The 17,823-nt window shown below is 66.7% G+C and carries 16 protein-coding genes and 1 pseudogene; 6 read left to right on the top strand and 11 right to left on the bottom strand.

The genetic code is table 11. The features are described 5' to 3' along the window. Positions 1-5 precede the first annotated feature (5 nt). The 4 genes from DXK93_RS12995 to DXK93_RS12980 form a co-directional block, all read right to left on the bottom strand. Positions 6-728 carry an SDR family NAD(P)-dependent oxidoreductase gene (locus tag DXK93_RS12995; RefSeq protein WP_054457654.1) on the bottom strand — a complete coding sequence of 241 codons (723 nt, stop codon included), beginning with the start codon at positions 726-728 and terminating at the stop codon, positions 6-8. Beyond that, positions 712-2,922 carry a thiamine pyrophosphate-dependent enzyme gene (locus DXK93_RS12990; RefSeq protein WP_119450249.1) on the bottom strand — a complete coding sequence of 737 codons (2,211 nt, stop codon included), beginning with the start codon at positions 2,920-2,922 and terminating at the stop codon, positions 712-714. Before DXK93_RS12990 ends, DXK93_RS12995 begins: the two co-directional genes overlap by 17 nt. A 39-nt stretch (positions 2,923-2,961) precedes the next feature. Beyond that, entirely contained in the window at positions 2,962-3,735 is a 774-nt protein-coding gene (locus DXK93_RS12985) for an SDR family NAD(P)-dependent oxidoreductase (RefSeq protein WP_119450248.1), read from the bottom strand. 171 nt (positions 3,736-3,906) lie between these two features. After that, on the bottom strand, positions 3,907-5,931 hold the full coding sequence (locus DXK93_RS12980) for a TonB-dependent receptor domain-containing protein (protein WP_370126687.1): 2,025 nt from the start codon (positions 5,929-5,931) through the stop codon (positions 3,907-3,909). Positions 5,932-6,173: 242 nt separating this feature from the next. On the opposite strand from DXK93_RS12980, the gene DXK93_RS12975 reads away from it, so the two are divergent. Further along, positions 6,174-6,881 carry a FadR/GntR family transcriptional regulator gene (locus DXK93_RS12975; RefSeq protein WP_054457656.1) on the top strand — a complete coding sequence of 236 codons (708 nt, stop codon included), beginning with the start codon at positions 6,174-6,176 and terminating at the stop codon, positions 6,879-6,881. 36 nt (positions 6,882-6,917) lie between these two features. Here DXK93_RS12975 and otnK read toward each other — a convergent pair whose 3' ends face one another. From otnK to DXK93_RS12940, 7 genes and pseudogenes are all read right to left on the bottom strand, one after another. Beyond that, on the bottom strand, positions 6,918-8,174 hold the full coding sequence (gene otnK, locus DXK93_RS12970; protein ID WP_119450247.1) for a 3-oxo-tetronate kinase: 1,257 nt from the start codon (positions 8,172-8,174) through the stop codon (positions 6,918-6,920). Beyond that, positions 8,171-9,078, bottom strand: a pseudogene (gene ltnD / locus DXK93_RS12965) (L-threonate dehydrogenase). The gene otnK and the pseudogene ltnD overlap by 4 nt, the downstream one beginning before the upstream one ends. A gap of 45 nt (positions 9,079-9,123) precedes the next feature. Continuing rightward, entirely contained in the window at positions 9,124-10,098 is a 975-nt protein-coding gene (denD, locus tag DXK93_RS12960; protein WP_119450246.1) for a D-erythronate dehydrogenase, read from the bottom strand. Beyond that, positions 10,095-10,895: a 2-oxo-tetronate isomerase gene (gene otnI / locus DXK93_RS12955; protein ID WP_119450245.1), complete on the bottom strand. Its 801-nt coding sequence runs from the start codon at positions 10,893-10,895 to the stop codon at positions 10,095-10,097. Before otnI ends, denD begins: the two co-directional genes overlap by 4 nt. Positions 10,896-10,909: 14 nt before the next feature. After that, positions 10,910-11,548, bottom strand: a complete 639-nt coding sequence (locus DXK93_RS12950; protein ID WP_119450244.1) for an aldolase — start codon at positions 11,546-11,548, stop codon at positions 10,910-10,912. A 178-nt stretch (positions 11,549-11,726) separates the two neighbouring features. Further along, a complete protein-coding gene (locus DXK93_RS12945) occupies positions 11,727-12,644 on the bottom strand; it encodes an NAD(P)-dependent oxidoreductase (RefSeq protein WP_054457662.1) in 918 nt (305 codons plus the stop codon). Next, positions 12,641-13,054, bottom strand: a complete 414-nt coding sequence (locus tag DXK93_RS12940; RefSeq protein ID WP_119450243.1) for a carboxymuconolactone decarboxylase family protein — start codon at positions 13,052-13,054, stop codon at positions 12,641-12,643. The genes DXK93_RS12945 and DXK93_RS12940 overlap by 4 nt, the downstream gene beginning before the upstream one ends. A gap of 205 nt (positions 13,055-13,259) precedes the next feature. Here DXK93_RS12940 and DXK93_RS12935 point away from each other — a divergent pair, with 205 nt between their 5' ends. The 5 genes from DXK93_RS12935 to DXK93_RS12915 are packed head-to-tail and all read left to right on the top strand — an operon-like array spanning position 13,260 to position 17,774. Further along, a complete protein-coding gene (locus DXK93_RS12935; RefSeq protein WP_119450242.1) occupies positions 13,260-14,477 on the top strand; it encodes an ABC transporter substrate-binding protein in 1,218 nt (405 codons plus the stop codon). 19 nt (positions 14,478-14,496) lie between these two features. Next, entirely contained in the window at positions 14,497-15,357 is an 861-nt protein-coding gene (locus tag DXK93_RS12930) for a branched-chain amino acid ABC transporter permease (protein WP_119450241.1), read from the top strand. Further along, on the top strand, positions 15,357-16,331 hold the full coding sequence (locus tag DXK93_RS12925; protein ID WP_119450240.1) for a branched-chain amino acid ABC transporter permease: 975 nt from the start codon (positions 15,357-15,359) through the stop codon (positions 16,329-16,331). Before DXK93_RS12930 ends, DXK93_RS12925 begins: the two co-directional genes overlap by 1 nt. Then, positions 16,324-17,064 (top strand): ABC transporter ATP-binding protein, encoded by a 741-nt coding sequence (locus DXK93_RS12920; protein WP_119450239.1) that lies wholly within the window; start codon positions 16,324-16,326, stop codon positions 17,062-17,064. Before DXK93_RS12925 ends, DXK93_RS12920 begins: the two co-directional genes overlap by 8 nt. Continuing rightward, on the top strand, positions 17,061-17,774 hold the full coding sequence (locus tag DXK93_RS12915; protein WP_119450238.1) for an ABC transporter ATP-binding protein: 714 nt from the start codon (positions 17,061-17,063) through the stop codon (positions 17,772-17,774). The genes DXK93_RS12920 and DXK93_RS12915 overlap by 4 nt, the downstream gene beginning before the upstream one ends. Positions 17,775-17,823 lie beyond the last annotated feature (49 nt).

Genomic DNA, 17,823 nt, shown 5'->3' with positions numbered 1-17,823 from the left:
TCGTCTCAATTCATGTAGACGCCACCGTTCACGTCCAGGGTGGCGCCGCAGATGTAGCTCGCGCCATCGGAACAGAGAAAGGCGATGGGCAAGGCGATTTCGCGAGGCCGGGCAATGCGCCGCAGCGGAATTCTATTCGCATCGAAGGCCTGCCCACGGGTCATTCCCGTCTCGGTCGCGCCTGGCGCGACGCTATTGACGGTGACGCCGGAATCGGCCGCCTTGCGGGCCAGCCATTTGACGAAAGCCTGCGTGCCGCCCTTGGCCGCAACGTAGTGTGGACTGGCGGCCAGCCCTCCCATGCGCGCGGCGACGGAAGACACCAGCACCATGCGGCCGGCGCCCTGCGCGCTCATCTTCGCCAGCACGGCGCGCGTCAGGTGCATCAGCCCCAGCAGATTGACGTCGATGACATGGTGGAAGACCTCGTCCCAGCCCGCCTCGTGCCAGTCGTCCCAGGGGCAATAGCCCGCATTGGCCACCAGCGCGTCCAGGCGCCCGATGTCGGCCACGGCCGCCTCGGCGGCGGCCCGGTCCGTCACGTCGAAGGCGATGGCGCGCGCCGGCACGCCCTTGGCTTGCAACTGCGCAACCAGTTCCTGCGGTGGTTCGCGATCGGCCAGCACCAGCGATGCGCCCTGCTCGCCGCAGACTTCGGCGGTCGCGCGGCCGATGCCGCCGGCCGCGCCGGTGATCAACACGGTCTTGCCCTCAAGCGCGCGCGGCATGAGCTTGCTCCTGTTGGCCGACCGAGAGCGCACTGTCGGCCTGCATTTCACGAATCAGGGCACGGATGTCGTCCTCTCCCGCCAGCGCCGCGCGCTCCAGCGCCTGCGACACCACGGGAGGCGCCCAGCGGCCGGTGACGCGCTTGACCGGCTGGTCCAGGTAGTCGAAGTAGCGCCGCTGGATCTCGTCGGCGATCAGCGCACCCAGGCTGGCGCCGCGCGTGGTCTGTTCGACGATGGCGACGCGGCCCGTCTTCATGACGGACCGGCCGATGGTTTCGTAATCAATGTCCCGCTGCGACAAGGTGCGCAGGTCGATGACGTCGGCGCGTATGCCCGCCTCTTCCACCATGCGGCAGCATTCATCCACCATGGTCAGGGTCGTCAGCAGTGTGATCTGGTCCCCCTCGCGTACGCGCTTGGCGCGGCCGATGGGGATGTAGTAGTCCAGGTCCTTGGGCACCAGCGTCTTGCGCTTGTGCAGCTGCTGCGGCTCGATGACCAGCACTGGGTCTTTGCAGCGCAGCGCCGAGTTCATCAGGCCCACGTATTCGAAAGCATTGGACGGCGCCACGATGCGCCACCCGGGAAACAGCGCGAACACGCCTGCCGGGTCCATGGAATGCTGCGAGCCATAGCCTTCCGGCCCGGGGATGCGCGCGCGCAGCACCAACGGCACTTCGGCCGTGCCATTGAACAAGTGACGGATCTTGCCAGCCTGGTTCAGCAGCTGGTCGCCCGCCACGAGGAAGAAGTCGCTGTACATCAGCTCGACCACGGGCTTCAGGCCCGACAGCGCTGCGCCGGTGGCCAGGCCGCAGAATCCGTTCTCAGTGATCGGAGTATTCACCAGCCGGCCGGCGTATGTCTCCGTCAGTCCGCGGGTGGCGCCCACGGTGCCCCCGCCCATGTTGGCCACGTCCTCGCCGAACACGTGGATTGTTTCGTCTTCGGCCATGCGCGCGCCCATGGCCCGCGAGATCGCCTCGATGTAGGACAGGGGTTCCATCTCTTCGGCGGCATAGTCCTCCGCCTCGGCGTAGCGCACGCCATCGAACTCCGACATGTCGCTATTGAGGTGTTCGTCCACGCTGGCCGCCGCCGGCCAAAGGCCGGCGCGTATGCGGGCCGACGAACCTGCGCCTTCGATGCAGGAGGCGGCGGCCGCTTCCACCGCGTCCGTCACCGCGGCGTCGACGGCCGCCAACTCTTCCTCGCGCAGAATGCCGCGCGCCTTCAGTTCCTGTTGCAGGAACAGCCAGGGATCGCGTGCCTTCCACGCGTTTTCCTCTTCGCGCGTGCGGTAGCCGAAAGCGCTGCCCGGAATCGAAGAACTCTGGTGGTAGTAACGGTACACCTCTGCCAGGACGAAGGCCGGGCGCCCGGTGCGGACGATATGGTCTTGCGCCCAGCGCGTGGCCAGCCAGGTGGCGAACGGGTTCATGCCGTCCACCTTGACTCCGGCGATGCCGTGGCCCTGCGGCCGGGTCAGCAATTCCGTCTCGAAAGTGGATTGCTCCACGCTCATGGAGACGGCGTACTTGTTGTTCTCCAGGAAGAAGATCATGGGCAGGCCGTACAGCGCCGCCAGGTTCATGGCTTCGTGGGTGGCGCCCTGGTGCACCGCGCCGTCGCCGAAAAACGTGACCATGGTCTTGCCCGAGCCACGCTGCTTTTCCGCGTAGGCGTGGCCGCAAGCGATGGGAATGCCGCCCGCGACGATGGCATTCGTGCCCATGATGCCGAGCTCCGCGCGGCGCAGGTGCATGGAACCGCCACGGCCGCCGGTCCAGCCGTCCTTCAAACCCAGGATCTCGTGCATCATTCCCTGGATTTCCTGGCGCATGCGCAGCGTCAGGCCGGCCGCCGAGGGGTCCAGGCCGCCGTCGTAGAGCGCGTTGATGGCCTTGGCAATGCACTGGTGATGCGCGCGGTGCGTGCCATTCATCAGCGTGTCGACGGGCAATGCGGCGATACAACCGGCCGCGGCGCCTTCCTGGCCGATGCTGGAATGCGCCGGCCCGTGCACCAGGTTCAGCTTGTCCAGCTGCAGGATTTTTTCCTCGAAGCGGCGCGCGGCCAGGAACAGCGTCGTCAGGCGCAGGGCCTCGGCGCGTGTCAGCTGCGCCCAGTCGCTCTCTTCCACCACCAGTTCGTGCACCGGCGTCTTCTGCCGGATTTCTTCGAGTTGCATGCCGTCCCCTCGTTGTGCTTTGCGGCCGCCGCGCGGCGTTCAGATATGCGCGGTCACGCCGCCGTCCACCACCACGCTGGCGCCCGTCATGAAGTCGGACGCGGCGCTGGCCAGGAACAGGGCGGGTCCGACCATGTCTTCCGGTTCGCCCCAGCGGCCCATGGGCGTGGTCGCCACGACGCGTTCCGCGTGGCCAGGAATGTCTACTCGCGCCTGGCGCGACAGCGCCGTGTCGATCCAGCCGGGCTGGATCACGTTGACGGTGATGCCATCGGCCGCCCAGGCGCAGGCCAGCGAACGGGTCAGCTGCAGCACCCCTCCCTTGCTGGCCGAATAGGCCGCGGTCATGGCGTTGGACGCCAGTGCCAGGATGGAGCCGATGTTGATGATCTTGCCCTTGCGGCGCACCTGCATGGATGCGTGCACGGCCTGGCACATGTTGAAGCTGCCCTTCAGATTGATGTCGATAATGCGGTCCCAGACGTCTTCGGCGTACTGCTCCGGACGCATGCGGGTATTGACGCCGGCGCAGTTCACCAGCACGTCCACCCCGCCGAAGGCGGCCACCGCCTCGTCCACCACCGCGGCGCACGCGGCGCGATCCTCCACCTGCAGCGCGTAGCTTCCGGTCTTGGCGCCGGATCCGCGCAACTCGGACGCCAGCGCGTCGAGCTTTTCCCCCGCCAGGTCGGTCAGCACCAGCGTCGCGCCCGCCTGGGCATACGCCCGGCTGAGCGCGGCGCCGATACCGCCTGCCGCGCCGGTGATCAAGACAATCCTGCCTTCGAGATCGAACAGTTCGTGCTGGGCCATGCTGCGTCCCTTGTTTGCTATTTTTGATATGTGATCACAAATCAAATTCTAGGAACGGCTTCGGAGGCCGTCAACATGCCTGCCATCGGGGTCTACCCGTAGAACGAAAAAAATGGCGGAACGGGGACATGCCCATTCCGCCTTGGAGGCATCCGCCAATGGCTGGAAAAATCAATACGTCATGCGCACGCCCAGCAGCACGCTGCGCCCGGGCAGCGGCGCCACCGTCGAAATGAAGGACGCGTGGTTGTACGCCAGCTTGTTCAGCAGATTCGTGCCGCGCAGGTAGACCTCATAGCCCGTGGCGCCATATTGGCCGCGGTAGGCCACCACCGCATTGACCATGTTGTAGCCAGGCGTGGTCTCCTCGTAGGCAGCGATGTCCTTCTGCGCAAACACGCGCGCGTACTCGACGCCGCCCGACCACTGCTGCCACTTCATATCCGCGCGCACGCCGGCGCGCGCTGCCGGGATGCGCGGCAGGTTGCCATCGCCGCCCGTCAGCTTGCCGCGCACGTAGTCGCCGAATACCGCAGCCGAAAACACCGGGGTGAACTGGTGGCGCAGTTCGCCTTCCACGCCCGTGAACTCTGCGTCGCGCTGGGTGTACTCGATCAGACGAAAGTCTTCGTAGCGGTCCAGCGTGTTGGCATAGATGTAGTTCTTCACGCGATTGTGGAACACGCTGGCCGAGAACGTCGTATCGCCCGAGTGCTTGCGCAAGGTAAGGTCGATGTTGTGCGAGGTCTCGCGGCCCAGGTCCGGATTGCCCAGTTCGTAGGTGTTGGTGGCCAGGTGCACGCCGTCCGCATACAGTTCTTGCGCGGTGGGCAGGCGCTGCGAGCGCGACAGGGACAGGGCCACCGAATACTGCGGCGCGAAGTCCCAGATGGCCGCGGCCGACAAGGACGTGCCGGACAGGCTGCTGCGCTGCGCGCCGCCCGTGGGCGAGATGCGCTGCCAGTCCTGCCGCGCGCCCAGTTCGAAGCGCCAGTCGTTCAGCTGATACTCCTCCAGCACGAACAGGCCATAAGAGCGCGTCTTGCTGCGCGGCAGGAACGCCTCTTCGCCATCGGCGCGGAAATCGCTGTAGGCATTCTGCACGCCCACCACGCCGCGCCAGCCTGCGATGGGCTTGTGCTGCATTTCCACGCGCAGGTCGTAGCCCTTGTTCTTGAAGCGAGTGCCCACCTCGCCGCCTTCGATTTCGTCGTGCTGGTAGTCGGTCAGGCCGCCGCGCACGCGGATTTTCTCGAAGCCCGCAAATGGATCCTGGTACTCGGCGCGCAGATCGAGGCGGTTGCTGCGCAGCTTCACGTAAGGCACGCCGCCGTGTTCGTGCTCATGGTCGTGATCGTGGCCGTCTTCGTCGTGGTCATGATCATGGCCGCCGCAATGCAGATGAGTACCGTGCGGATGGCAGCCTTCGTATTCGTGGTTATGTCCGGGCAGGCCGTACTTGCTTTCCAGATGCGTGAACGCCAGGCCGACGTAGCCGCGCGGCGTGATCCAAGACATGCCCACCGTACCCTGCGTCGACTCGCTGTACGAACCTTCCAGCTTGCCGCCCGGCCAATCCGGCACGTCATAGTCGCTGGTGCGGCGCTTCAGGCCTTCCACGCGCACCGCGAACTGTCCTTCGCCCGCGGTGATACCCACCGCACCCGCACGTTCCTTGGTGCCCGTGGCGCCGCGCAGCTCGGCCTCGGCTTCTATGCCTTTTTCCGGCACCGCCGTCGGGATCTTCTTGTCCACCACATTGACCACGCCGCCGATCGCGCCGCCGCCATACAGCAGCGTGGCCGGACCGCGCAGCACTTCGATGCGTTCGGCCAATAGCGGCTCCACCGTCACCGCATGGTCAGGAGAGATGCTGGACGCGTCCATCACCTCGGAGCCGTCGGACAGCACCTTCACCCGCGGCGCAGTCTGGCCGCGGATCACGGGGCGGCTGGCGCCGCCGCCGAAGGTGTCGCTGTTGACGCCGGGCAGGTTCTTCAGTGTGTCGCCCAGGGTGCCGTTGCGCTGCTCGATCAGCGCGTCGCCTTCCAGCACCGAGGCCGGCAAGGTGGTGCTGTTCAGGTCCAGCCCCAGCGGGTTGGCGGAAACCGTGATCGGCGCCAGCGTCCTGGCGGCCGAGCGTTCCGCCGCGGCTTCCGCGGCTTCGTCGGCCTGCGCGGCGGGCGCAGCCAGCATCAGCGCGCAGACCAGGGGTTTCAGCGCGCCCCGGCGGCCCGCCCGCAGGGCAACCCTGCCGCCGCGTTCCCTCTGCCACCCCAGTTTCTTGCCATTCATCATCGCCCTCTTTCAAATGTTATAACGTACCAAATAATTGACGAATGATATAACATTTCGAAAATGACGCAAGCTTGCAGACGCAGTGAATGTGCCGCTGCCGCTCATGGCCGGGCCGGCACGGGCGCGCGTATCATAGGGCGATGGTGTTCCCCCGACTTCCGACTCCTCCCACGCTGACCGACACCGTCGCCAAGCGCCTGCTCGCCGAGATCGACGGAGGTCGCGTGCCGCCCGGGGAAAAATTGCCTACGGAAAGCGCGCTGGCGGAGCAGTTCGGCGTCAGCCGCACGGTCATCCGCGAAGCGGTTTCGCGGCTGCGGCAGGACGGCATCGTCGAAGCGCGGCAAGGCAGCGGCGTGTACGTCACCGGCCACGCCGGCAACCGCGCTCTGCGCATCGACGCCGCCGATCTGTCCTCGCTGGACGCCGTGCTGCATATCGTGGATCTGCGCCGCGCGCTGGAAACCGAGATCGCCGCGCAAGCCGCGGCAGTGCGGAAAAAGCAGGACATGGCGGAGATCGACGCCGCGCTGGCCGCCATTTCGCAGGCTGTGGAAAACGGCGGCGACGGCGTGCAGGAAGACGTCGCCTTCCATCGCAGCATCGCCCGCGCCACCGGCAACCCCTATTTCCTGACAACCCTGGCCTTCGTCAGCCAGTTCCTGGAAGCGGCCACGCGCGTCACGCGCGCCAACGAGGCGCGCCACGCCAGCCTGATGCGCGACGTACTGCAGGAACACATCGCCATCGTCGAAGCCATACGCGGCAGGGACGTGGACGGCGCGCGCGAGGCCGCGCGCATCCATATGGTGAATGCGGCCAAGCGGTTGAGCCAGGCGCACCGCTAGACGGGTGCGCCGCGGCGCATGCGCTGCGGCCGGCGCCTAGCCGAATGCCTTGATGAAGAAATCCCGCGTGCCGAAGTTGCCTGATTTCAGCGCGATGCTGATGTCGCCTTGTGCCGCGGGCGCATGACCGGAGCACCAGGGAACGCCGGGATCGATCTGCTCACCGATGGCGATCTGCTGCAGTCCCAACGCCTGCACCACCGCCCCCGAGGTCTCGCCGCCCGCCACGATCAGTTGCCGCACGCCGCGTTCGACCAGACCCGCCGCGATGCGCGCGATGGCGTCCTCGATCATGGCGCCCGCGCGCGCAGCGCCAAGTTCGCTCTGCGCCTGCCTCACCTGCGCGGGCTGCGCGGTGGAGTAGATCAGCACGGGGCCATCGTGCATGCGCGCATCGGCCCAAGCCAGCGCCTCGCCCACGACGTCGTGACCCGCAGCCAGCCGCCGCGGATCCAGCGCCAACGCCGGCCGGCCGCTTTCAATGAATGCAGCCACCTGGCCATTGGTTGCCGCCGAGCAACTGCCCGCCACCACCGCCTGCAAGCCGCGCTGGCGCGGTTGCCGGGCGTCCGCGGACGCCGCCGCCAGTCCCCAGTTGCCGGGCAGTCCGATCGCCACGCCCGACCCCGCCGTCACCAGCGGCATGCCGGCAAGCGCGGGGCCCAAGGCCAGCAGGTCGTCATTGGACACGGCGTCCACGATGGCGATCCCCACACCCTGCGCCTGCAACTCTTGAATGCGGGCGCGGATGGCCTCGCTACCGCGCGCCACGACGCTGTAGTCGATCAACCCGACTCGGCGGGATGTCTGCGCGGACAGAACGCGCACCAGATTCGGGTCGGTCATGGGCGTCAGCGGATGGTGCTGCATGCCCGATTCGTTCAGCAGCACATCCCCTGCGAACAGATAGCCTTTGAACACCGTGCGCTTGTTGTCCGGAAAGGCCGGCGTGGCAATGGTGAAATCCGTGTCCAGCCGCGTCATCAGCGCATCGGCGACTGGCCCGATGTTGCCCTCGGGCGTGCTGTCGAAAGTGGAGCAATACTTGAAGTAGATCTGTTCCGCGCCCTGCGCCAGCAGCCACTCCAGCGCCGCCAACGACTGCGCCACCGCCTCGGCCGCGGGCAGCGTGCGGGTCTTGAGCGCCACCACCACCGCATCCGCCGCGCCGCGCAGGGGTTCGCCCGGTATGCCTACGGTCTGCACGGTGCGCATGCCGGCGCGCACAAGGTTGTTGGCCAGATCGGTGGCGCCGGTGAAGTCATCGGCGATGCAGCCCAGTTTGATGCTCATTTGGCCTCCGGCAGGGCGATGCCCGGGAATATCTTGATCACCGCGCTGTCGTCCTCGCGGCCGTGGCCGGCGCTGGAGGCCTGCATGAACATCTGATGCGCGGTGGAGGCCAGCGGCAAGGGAAAGCGGGTATGCCGGGCGGTGTCCAGCACCAGCCCCAGGTCCTTGACGAAGATGTCGACCGCGGAGAGCGGCGTGTAGTCGCCGGCCAGCACATGGGCCATGCGGTTCTCGAACATCCAGCTATTGCCCGCGCTATGCGTGATCACTTCATACAGGGCGTCCGCGTCCACGCCTTCGCGCAGTCCCAGCGCCATGGCCTCGGCCGCCGCTGCGATGTGCACGCCCGCCAGCAGCTGGTTGATGATCTTGACCTTGCTGCCCGCGCCGGCGCGGTCGCCCAGGCGGTAGACCTTGCCGGCCATGGATTCCAGCACCGCGCCGCAGGCGTCATAGGCCGCCGCGCGCCCGGCGGTCATCATCGTCATCTCGCCCGAAGCCGCGCGCGCGGCGCCGCCCGAGATGGGCGCGTCCAGGTACAGGATGCCCTGCGCTTCGAGCCGCGCCTCCAGCGCGATGGACCAATTGGGATCCACGGTGGAACACATCACGAACACCGCCCCCGGCGCAGCGCGGCGGCAAGGCCGCCTTCCCCGTACAGCACCTCCTCGGTCTGCTGGGCGTTGACGACCACGCTGATGACGATGTCGCAGGCGGCCGCCATGTCGGCCAGGGTGGCGCAGGCCACGCCGCCCTGCGCCGCGAATGCCGCGCAAGCTTCCTTGCGGATGTCGTACACGTGCACGTCGTGGCCCGCCCGGCGCAGGCTTTGCGCGATGCCCGCGCCCATGGCGCCCAGGCCGATGACGCCGACGCGGCGGGATGGGGTTTGAGGATTGCTCATATCGTTGGCGGCCCGGCTACGGTAGGAATGGAGAGCTGCCGGCGCTCAGCGCGGCAGGTCGTCGGCCATGTAGGCGCGGATGATGTCCGCGAAGTCAGCGTCGCCGCGCAGGCCCAGGCGCTCGGCCCGAGCGGTGTCCCAGCGTCCAGGCCAGCTGCCCACGATGCGCTCGACGCGCTCGTCAGGCTTCCAGCCGACACGGCCGGCGACCTCCTCGCCCGCGACCTCTCGCAGCGCTTGCACCATTTCGCTTGCCGTGACCGACACGCCAGGCAAATTGATGGGAGCGCGGTCCGCGACGGCGGCCGTCTCGAGCTCGCAGCCGGCGATCAGGGCCTGTATCGCGCCGCGCGGCGACAGCAGCCACAGGCGCGTATCGGCGCTGACCGGGCAGGCGGCCTCCAAGCCGTTCAATGGTTCGCGGATGATGCCGCTGGCAAACGACGACGCCGCCGCATTGGGCCGCCCCGGACGCACGCTGATGGTGGGCAGGCGCAGCACGCGCCCGTCCACGTAGCCGCGCCGCGTGTAGTCCGCCAGCAGCAGTTCGGCAATGGCCTTCTGCGTGCCGTAGGACGATTGGGGATTGAGCGCGGTATCGTCGCGCACGGTGTCGGGCAGCGCGCCGCCGTACACCGCGACCGAACTGGTGAAGATTACCCGCGGCTTGTGGCCCAGCGCGCGGCAGGTTTCGAGCAGCGCGCGCGACGCGTCCAGGTTGATGCGCATCCCCAGGTCGAAGTCCGCCTCAGCCTGCCCGCTGACGATGGCGGCCAGATGGAAGATGGCGCGGGTTTGCGTGTCAATGGCCTGCGGCAGCATCGCGGGGTCGGCGATATCGCCAAGCTGCGCATGGATGCGCGGATCGTCCGGCCCCTGCGCCTGCACCACATCCAGCAGGTCGATCCGCGTGATGGCTTCGGGCTTGCCGCCATCCAATGCCAGCGTGCCGCGCTCCAGCAGCTTGCGGGCCAGGCGCTGCCCCAGGAATCCGGCGCCGCCGGTGATGAGTATCTTCATATCGCGGTATGCCCCGTGTGTGTCAGATAGGGCCGGGCCCAGCCCAGCCCGGCGGAGGTGCCGGCCCGGGGCCGGTATTCGCAACCGATCCAGCCGGCATAACCCAACGCATCGATCTGTTCGAACAGATATGGATAGTTCAGCTCTCCCAGGTCCGGCTCGTGGCGGTCGGGCACGCCCGCGATCTGGATGTGGCCGATGCCCGCCATGTCGCGCTTGAGCTTGACCGCGATATCGCCTTCCACGATCTGGCAGTGGTAGATGTCGAACTGGACTTTCAGATTGTCTGCGCCGACTTCGGCACAGACGGCTTGGGCCTCGTCCTGGCGGTTGAGAAAGAATCCCGGAATGTCGCGCGTGTTGATCGGCTCGATCACCACCGTCACGTCGGCGGATGCCGCAGCGCGCGCGGCCCACGCAAGGTTCTCCAGATAGACCGCGCGATGCGCCGCGCGGTCCTGTCCGGGCTGTATCAGCCCAGCCATCAGATGCAGCTTGCGGTTGCCCAGCGCAGCGGCATATTCCAAGGCTTGGTCGACTCCGCGCCGAAACTCGCTTTCACGGCCTGGCAGCGAGGCTGTGCCGCGCTCGCCCGCGGCCCAATCGCCGGGCGGCGCGTTGAACAGCGCCTGGGTCAACCCTTGCGCTTGCAGCCGCGCCTTGAGTTCGGCTGCCGGGTACTCGTAGGGAAACAGGAACTCCACTCCCGCGAATCCGTCCCCCGCGGCCGCGGCAAACCGGTCCAGGAAAGGATGCTCGGTGTACATCATGCTGAGATTGGCGGCCAGGCGCGGCATCGCGATTCCTTGATTCAATAGCGCGCGCCGAACACGTCGCGCAGTTCGTCGATCGCCGCCGCGCTCAATGGCGCCGGCCGGGGATCGCTCATCAGCCACAGGCGGGCGGTTTCTTCCAGTTCTTCCAGCGCGTAAGCCGCATGCGCCACGGAACGCTCCCACACCACCGGCCCCAGGCGCTCGAATAGTGCCCCGCGCACCTCGCCGGCCACGGCGGCGACCTCGGCTGCGGCCTGGGGGTCGCCGGGACGGCGATAGGGGATCAGCGGAATCCTGCCGACCTTCATGACCTGATAGGGCGTGATCGGCGGCAGCACTTGATCGGGCCGCCATACGCCCGCGAGCGTCAGCGCCACCAGATGCGTGGAATGCGTATGCACGATGCCGCGAGCGCCGGGACTGGCCTGGTAGATGCCGCGATGCAGCTCCAGCGTCTTGGACGGCTTGCCGCCCGAAACATGCCTGCCCGCCGCATCGACCTTGGACAGTTGGACGGGATCCAGCCTGCCCAGGCAGGCATCGGTCGGCGTGATCAGCCAGCCATCGTCCAGGCGCGCGCTGATGTTGCCGGCGGCGCCCACGGTATAGCCACGGTTGTAGAGGCTGGCGCCGACGGCGCAGATCTCTTCGCGGATGCGGGATTCTTCGGTCATGGACGCCCGCCGGCCAGACAAGGGGCGAGCATGCGTAATGTAGATGCCAAGGACATGACGACGTTGCCTTCCAGGAGTGAAGTCATAATGTCATCATACAAATTTGCCGTAAAGCACAGTGCCAGGGTAAACACTGAGCGATAGGACGCGGCCGGACGCCAACCCGGCCGCAACGGTTTCAGTCTTGCTGCCTGGCGCCCAGCTCCACGCCGGCCAGTTGCTCGGACAGGCGGGCGACGGCGGTGTGGTCCTGACCCTTGCCCAGCGTCTTGCCGGCCGAGGCCCAAAGTTCGCGGCACAGCGAGGCAAACGGCGTGGGCGTGCCGGTGTCGGTCGCGATGCCTAGCGCAATGCCCAGGTCCTTGACCATCAGGTCCAGGCCGAAGCCCGAATTGAACTGGCGCGACAGCACGAACTGCTTGAACTTCTTCTGGGTGGAATTGTTCATGCCGGTCGACGCGTTGAGTACGTCGACGATAACGTTCGGATCGAGGCCGAATTGCTGGCCGATCAGCATGGCCTCGACGCCGATCAGGAAGCCGCCTGCCGACACCAGGTTGTTCAACGCCTTCATGGCATGGGCGCTGCCCACCTCACCCACGGGCGTGATCGTCGTGCCCATGCTGGACAGGGCCGGACGCACCCGCTCCAGCGTCGCCGCGGGTCCGCCGTACATGATGGCCAGTTCGCCCGTGCGGGCGCGCGGCACGCCGCCGGAGACCGGCGCGTCGACCATGACGCCGCCAGCGGCGGCCACGGCCTGCGCCAGGCGCTGGGTATGCGCCGGCACGCCGGAACTCATGTCCACGACCACGCTACCCTGGTGCAAACCCGCCAGCACGCCCTGTTCGCCGTTCAGCACCTGCTCGACGATCGCGCTGGTGGGCAGCATGGTGAAGATGATGTCGGACTGCGCGGCCAATTCGGCGCAGGTGGCTGCGGCCTGGCCGCCTACTTCCTGGGCGAACTTGGCGGCCTGGCCGGGCACGGCGTCGAACACCGTGACCGCAAAGCCGGCCTGCACCAGGCGGGCCGCCATGGGCCAACCCATGCTGCCGATGCCGATCAGGCCCACCCGCTCTTGCGGGGCGTTCATGCCTTGGACTCCTTGAAAGCGCCCTCTTCTTCCAGCACCTGGTTGGCGACCTTGAACGCGTCCAGCCCCGCCGGGATGCCGCAGTAGACCGTGGCCTGCAGCAGGATTTCCTTGATCTCCTCGACCGTCACGCCGTTGTTCAGCGCGCCCTTGACGTGCAGCTTGATCTCGGCCGGGCGGTTCAGCGCGGTCAGCATGGCCAGGTTGAGCATGCTGCGGGTCTTCTTTTCCAGACCGGGACGGCCCCAGGTATAGCCCCAGCACCATTCGGTGGTGATGTGCTGGAAGGCCATCATGAATTCGTTGGCGCGGCCGATGGAGCCGTCCACGTATTCCGTGCCCAGCACTTCGCGGCGCAGGTTCAGGCCTTGGTCGAACAGGGCCTGGGTTTCGGATTTGATGTCTGCCATGAGTTCCTCTTTGTGATGGGGTGACGGGCTTTGCAGGGGATTTACGCCCACTGTTTTGTCTGATTGTCCGGCAATTTTCCCGCGATCGTCAATAGTCTGATTGTCTGACAATCTTCTTGACTGCTTAAAATTTGAGCACAATAATGTGCCGCAGAGCGCCGGGCCGGCAGCCTTGCGCCACACCCAAAAAAGCCAGGAGACAGACATGACAAGACCCCAACAGGCCATGCGCCGCGGGCGCAGGGAATTCGTCGCTGGACTGGGCGCCGCCGCACTGGCCGCCAGCCTGCCCGGCCGTGCGCTGGCCGCGCCGTCGGAAGTCAACGTAGGCGTGATCCTGCCGCTGTCAGGCGCCAACGCGCAGTTCGGCATCAACTCGCGGCAAGGGCTGGAACTGGCCGCCGATGAAATCAACGCGGCCGGCGGCATCAAGGCCATGGGCGGCGCCAAGCTCAAACTCATCGTCGCCGACGCCACTTCCCAGCCCACCACCGCAGCCACCGTGGCGCAGCGCCTGATCACGCAGAACCGCTGCGTGGCCATCATCGGCGCCTACGCCTCGTCGCTGACGCTGGCCGTGTCGGAAGTGACCGAGCGCCGCGGCATCCCCCTGCTCACGATGTCGTTCTCCGATGTGCTCACGGAGCGCGGCTTCAAGCACATCTTCCAGGTGGTCTCCAAGGGCTCGGTGCTGGGCCGCGCGCAATACGACTACGCGGCATCGGTCGTGGCGGGCGCCTCGGACATCAAGAAGATCGCGTTGCTCTACGAAGATACGGCCTATGGCACCTCGCAGGCGGTCGGCGTGCGCAATGCAGCCAAGGCCGCCGGCACTCAGATCGTGCTGGACGAAGCCTATCCGCTGGGCATCACCGACGTCACGCCGCTAATCAGCAAGTTGCGCGGGTCCGATGCCCAGATCGTTTTCCCTATCTCCTACCTGAACGACAGCCTCCTGATCATCCGCGTCATGCGGCAGCAACGCCTGACCGTGCCCATCGTGGGAGGCGCGGCGGGGTACGTGATCCCCGACTTCGCCAAGGCATTGGGCCAGTATTCCGAAGCGGTGCTCTCGATCGCTCCGGCCAACTACGACCAGGCGCCCGAATACACCGAACGCTACCGCAAGCGCTTCGGCACCTTCATGCCGCACGAGGCGCTGGAGCATGCCGTCTGCGCGGGCGTGCTGGCGCAAGCGCTGGAAGTCGCCGCGTCCGACAAGCCGGAAGCCGTAAGCCAGGCCCTGCGCGCGAAAAAGTACGACCAGGGTTGGGCAGGCGTGATGTCCGGTGGCGGCGTGCATTTCGACGCCAATGGCCTGAACACCATGGCGCAGCCCATCATGGTCCAGTGGCAAAAGGGCGAACTGGTCTCGGTCTGGCCGCAGGCATTGGCCAAGGGCCGCGTCATCGCGGCTGCCTGAGTCCGCGCGGAGAACAGTCATGCAATTCCTCCAGGCGCTGGTGGACGGCATTCTGCTGGGCGGGGTTTACGCGGTGATCTCCATCGGGCTCACGCTCGTCTTCGGAGTCGTCTCCATCGTCAACTTCGCCCAGGCCGAATTCCTGATGGTGGGCATGTTCGTGGCGTACTTCGCCTGGAAGCTGCTCGGACTGGATCCGTTGCTGGGGTCGCTGCTGTCGTTCGCGGTGGCATTCGTGCTCGGCGTGCTGACGCAGAAATACCTGATCGACCGGGTGCTGAAGGCGCCAGCCGTGGCGCAGATCTTCCTGACGGTGGGCCTGCTCATCGTCATGGAGAACCTGGCGCTGATCCTGTTCGGCTCCGAGTTCCGCTCGGTGCAGACGCCCTACCAGATGACTGCGCTGGCCGTGGGGCCCATCCTCCTCAGCGCGCCCTACCTGCTGGCATTCGTGGTGGCCTCGGTGGCCGGCCTGGCGCTGTGGTGGGTGCTCAAGAAAACCTGGTGGGGCATGGCGGTGCGCGCTACCGCTCAGGACCCCATGGCCGCCAGGCTGTCCGGCATTTCGACCCACCGGGTGCACCAGCTGGCGTTCGGCCTGGGCGTGGGCATGACGGCGCTGGGCGGCGGCATCATCCTGCCCTACCTCACGGCCTCGACCACGGTCGGCGCGCAGTTCAGCGTGCTGATGTTTACCGCGGTGGTACTGGGCGGACTGGGCAGCGTGATAGGCGCGGTGGTGGGCGGCGTGGCGGTCGGGGTGATCCAGTCGCTGTCTTCGCTCGTGCTGCCCATGCAGTTGCAGAACCTGGCGCTGTTCGCCATCTTCATCCTGGTGCTGGCCGTGCGCCCGGAAGGTCTTTTGAAAAGGGCGGGCTGATGACTAGCAACCGACAACTCCTGCTGTGGGCGCTGCCGCTGGCGGCGGCCCTGATCGCGCCATGGCTGATGCAGGATCAGGGCTACGGCATCCGCGTCATGACGCTGGTGCTGCTGTTTGCCGCCATGGGCCAGTCCTGGAACATCGTGGGAGGGCTGGCGAACCAGATCTCCCTCGGACACGCGGCGTTCTTCGGGCTGGGTGCCTACACCTCGACCCTGCTGCTCATGCGCTACGGCATTTCGCCCTGGCTGGGCATTGTCGCAGCCATGGCGGTGGCCGCGGCTGCGGGCGCCCTGCTCAGTCTGCCTACCATGCGCCTGCGCGGACACTACTTCGCACTGGCCACGCTGGCCTTTGGCGAAGTGCTGCGCGCCATCGCCAACACCTGGGCCTCTGTGACCGGCGGACCGGTGGGCGTGTCGATCCCGTTCTCGGAAGGCTTGGCGCAGATGCAGTTCAAGTCCAGCATCCCCTACTACTACCTGATGCTGGGGGCCGCGGTGATCACCTCGGCGGTGTTCGCGCTGATCAGCCGTTCGCGCCTGGGCTACCGGCTGCGCGCGGTCAAGGCCAATCCCCAGGCCGCCGAGGTGATCGGCGTGAACACCGCCCGCACCCGCATTCTCGCCGCCGTCATCTCGGCCGCATTGATGGGCGCCTGCGGCACGCTGTACGCGCAGTTCATCTACTTCTTCGACCCGGACACCGTCTTCTCGCTGGTCGGCGTTTCGGTGCGCGTGGCGCTGATCTGCATCATCGGCGGCGTGGGCACCGTGGCCGGGCCGCTGATCGGCGCGCTAGTCATCATCCCGCTGGAGGAACTGTTCAACGACTGGCTGTCCGGCCATACGGCGGGCGCGTCGCAGCTGGCTTTCGGGCTGATCCTCATCGCCATCATCCTGATCGAGCCGCGTGGCCTGTCGGCGTTGTGGACCCGGCTGCGCAACCTGACACGAGGCCAGCATGCCTGACATCCTGAACGTTTCCCGCATCCAGCGCCGCTTTGGCGGCCTGAAAGCCGTGGACGACGTGTCGTTCAACGTGGCGCGCGGCGATATCCTGGGCCTCATCGGCCCCAATGGCGCGGGCAAGACCACTCTATTCAACCTGCTGGTCGGGTTGTACCGCGGCAACGGCGGACGCATCGAACTGGAGGGCCGCGACATCAGCGGCCTGCGGCCCCACCAGATCGCCGCGCTCGGCATGACCAAGACCTTCCAGAACGTGGCGCTGTTTCCTGAAATGACGGTGCTGGACAATGTGCTGGTCGGCGGACTGCTGCGCCATGACGTAAGCCGCGCGCGCCAGCTGGCGCTGGGCAACCTCGAGCGCGTCGGCCTGGCCGGCATCGCGCGCAAGCCGGCCGGCGAGCTCTCGTTTCCCGAACAGGCGCGGGTGGAGCTGGCCCGCGCGCTGTGCACCGATCCCAAGGTCTTGCTGCTGGATGAGGTGATGGCGGCGCTGAACGAATCCGAAATGGACGCGCTGCTGGATCTGATCCGTGCCCTGCGCGACGACTCGGGCATCACCTTCATCGTGGTGGAACACCACATGCGCGCCATCATGCGCCTGTGCAATCGCATCCTGGTGCTGTCGTTCGGCCAGAAGATCGCAGAAGGCAGCCCGGCGGAGATCGCGGCCGATCCCACGGTAATCGAGGTCTATCTCGGCAAGTCGCTGGAACAGGTGGAGGAACTGGCATGAGCCTCCTGCATATCGAGGGACTGACCGCCGCATACAACCGCAGCCCGGTGCTGCACGACGTGTCGCTGGATGTGCCCGAAGGCGGTTTCATTGCCGTGGTCGGCGCCAATACAGCGGGCAAGAGCACGCTGCTGCGCTGCATATCCGGCCTTCTGGACAAGGTTGGGGGCAGCATCCGGTTCGACGGGGAAGAGATCCTGCGCCTGCCCCCGCACCGCATCCCTGAACTGGGCATCGCCCACGTTCCGGAAGGCCGCCATGTCTTTCCGGAAATGACGGTCGAGGAAAACCTCTACCTGGGCGCGTACACCCGACGCGGGGACATGGCCGCGGTCAAGCGCGGCTGCGACCGCATCTACGCGCTGTTTCCCCGCTTGCTGGAACGGCGCCGCCAGCAGGCCGGTACGCTTTCCGGCGGCGAACAACAGATGGTGGCATTCGGCCGCGCGCTGATGCTGGAACCGCGACTGCTGTTGCTGGACGAACCCAGCCACGGCCTGGCGCCCAAGATCGTCGAGGAGATGCACCAGGCCATGATCGACATCCACCGCAGCGGCCTGACCATCCTGCTGGTGGAGCAGAACACACGTCTGGCGCTGTCGGTGGCGGAATACGCCTACGTGCTGCAATCCGGCTCCCTGGTGCTGTCGGGCCCCAGTGGCACGCTGCTGCAGGACAGCCGCGTGCGGGCGGCCTACCTCGGACTGTAGCCATGGCGCGCCGACGGGATATATTGCGTCTTTACGTAGACACGGCGGT

The sequence above is a fragment of the Achromobacter sp. K91 genome, from assembly GCF_003576205.1.
Lineage (GTDB): Bacteria > Pseudomonadota > Gammaproteobacteria > Burkholderiales > Burkholderiaceae_B > Achromobacter > Achromobacter aegrifaciens.
The sequence above is the reverse complement of the archived record's forward strand: the minus strand, read 5'-3'. Positions and strand labels throughout refer to the sequence as shown.

Coding starts and splice junctions, on each gene's coding strand:
- DXK93_RS12930 (WP_119450241.1), top strand. CDS start 14,497: ATGCAATTCCTCCAGGCGCTGGTGGACGGCATTCTGCTGGGCGGGGTT.
- DXK93_RS12940 (WP_119450243.1), bottom strand. CDS start 13,054: ATGGCAGACATCAAATCCGAAACCCAGGCCCTGTTCGACCAAGGCCTG.
- denD (WP_119450246.1), bottom strand. CDS start 10,098: ATGAAGATACTCATCACCGGCGGCGCCGGATTCCTGGGGCAGCGCCTG.
- DXK93_RS12995 (WP_054457654.1), bottom strand. CDS start 728: ATGCCGCGCGCGCTTGAGGGCAAGACCGTGTTGATCACCGGCGCGGCC.
- DXK93_RS12990 (WP_119450249.1), bottom strand. CDS start 2,922: ATGCAACTCGAAGAAATCCGGCAGAAGACGCCGGTGCACGAACTGGTG.
- DXK93_RS12945 (WP_054457662.1), bottom strand. CDS start 12,644: ATGAACGCCCCGCAAGAGCGGGTGGGCCTGATCGGCATCGGCAGCATG.
- DXK93_RS12985 (WP_119450248.1), bottom strand. CDS start 3,735: ATGGCCCAGCACGAACTGTTCGATCTCGAAGGCAGGATTGTCTTGATC.
- DXK93_RS12915 (WP_119450238.1), top strand. CDS start 17,061: ATGAGCCTCCTGCATATCGAGGGACTGACCGCCGCATACAACCGCAGC.
- DXK93_RS12925 (WP_119450240.1), top strand. CDS start 15,357: ATGACTAGCAACCGACAACTCCTGCTGTGGGCGCTGCCGCTGGCGGCG.
- DXK93_RS12980 (WP_370126687.1), bottom strand. CDS start 5,931: ATGCTGGCTGCGCCCGCCGCGCAGGCCGACGAAGCCGCGGAAGCCGCG.
- DXK93_RS12950 (WP_119450244.1), bottom strand. CDS start 11,548: ATGACCGAAGAATCCCGCATCCGCGAAGAGATCTGCGCCGTCGGCGCC.
- DXK93_RS12975 (WP_054457656.1), top strand. CDS start 6,174: ATGGTGTTCCCCCGACTTCCGACTCCTCCCACGCTGACCGACACCGTC.
- otnK (WP_119450247.1), bottom strand. CDS start 8,174: ATGAGCATCAAACTGGGCTGCATCGCCGATGACTTCACCGGCGCCACC.
- DXK93_RS12935 (WP_119450242.1), top strand. CDS start 13,260: ATGACAAGACCCCAACAGGCCATGCGCCGCGGGCGCAGGGAATTCGTC.
- otnI (WP_119450245.1), bottom strand. CDS start 10,895: ATGCCGCGCCTGGCCGCCAATCTCAGCATGATGTACACCGAGCATCCT.
- DXK93_RS12920 (WP_119450239.1), top strand. CDS start 16,324: ATGCCTGACATCCTGAACGTTTCCCGCATCCAGCGCCGCTTTGGCGGC.